Here is a 920-nt window from a genome sequence, read left to right on the forward strand (position 1 = left end):
GGTGGTGGTTAATATATGAGTGAAATCTTAGCCAACAGCTGGCAACAGTTCGGTATTATAGCGGTGCAGAAAGAGTTTCAAACAAATCTCATGCATATGGAGGCACTTGGAAAAAGATAATGTCTTACGTACGAAGCGTGCTAAATGCTGGCGCAAGGTATTATTCCAACGCTCAACATGGGCTGTTTCGCCTGTTTCTTTACCCACAGGATGATGTTGCTCGTCGGGAATAACGGCTTGATACGCTTTCCAATAGTCACTAAAAACAACGGCCTTTTTATAATCAGGCGGGATGCGATTCCAGAGGATTCGGCACGTTTCTTCACGGCGATTACCGCAGGCATAAGCAATGACTTCTCGGGTCTCCCGATTCAACGCAATCCAGATCCAAACTTTGAAAACTGTGCTGAAAACAAAAGACCATAACTCATCCACTTCCAACACCGGTGTCTGCCCACGATCAACGGGTTTCAGCGTGGTTTTAAGGGGTGGGAGCTGTTCTGCCTTTTTTTTAACCACGCACTTAGTGTTTGCCGACAAACCCCAAACGTACGTTCGATCCCGCGCATACTGGAGCGTTCTTGATAAGCTTTTATAATGATCGCTTTTTCTTCTTCCGTATAGTCCTCTCGGGGCTCAAGTACGCCATAAGCACCACAGGTTTTACAATGATATTGTGGATTGCCGCACCCATTTGTGCCATTTTTGACAATCGCTTTACTCTGGCATTTGCGGCAAGTACGGACTTTCTTTTCAATAATCATAGTGGAAAACCCTTTGATTGAATTGGTGCCTGAAGGTAGTCGTTCAAATCCCACGGCATCATTCTGGAAAGGATCGTCGAAATCCAGTACCAGATAGATGGTAAAAATCTCGGGATTTTGAATCATTAAGAATTAACTACCTTACTATATCACTCT

The 920-nt window shown here is 44.3% G+C and carries 2 protein-coding genes; both read right to left on the minus strand.

Going from position 1 to position 920, the window contains the following annotated elements:
* Positions 1-27: 27 nt before the first annotated feature.
* Positions 28-519 carry an IS1 family transposase gene (locus E1958_RS19615; protein ID WP_166664712.1) on the minus strand — a complete coding sequence of 164 codons (492 nt, stop codon included), beginning with the start codon at positions 517-519 and terminating at the stop codon, positions 28-30.
* The gene (locus tag E1958_RS19620) at positions 471-890 is read right to left on the minus strand and encodes a hypothetical protein (RefSeq protein WP_133513370.1); all 420 of its coding nucleotides are present in this window, start codon (positions 888-890) and stop codon (positions 471-473) included. Before E1958_RS19620 ends, E1958_RS19615 begins: the two co-directional genes overlap by 49 nt.
* Positions 891-920 lie beyond the last annotated feature (30 nt).

The sequence above is a fragment of the Candidatus Thiosymbion oneisti genome (assembly GCF_004359955.1).
Classification (GTDB): Bacteria; Pseudomonadota; Gammaproteobacteria; order Chromatiales; family Chromatiaceae; genus Thiosymbion; species Thiosymbion oneisti.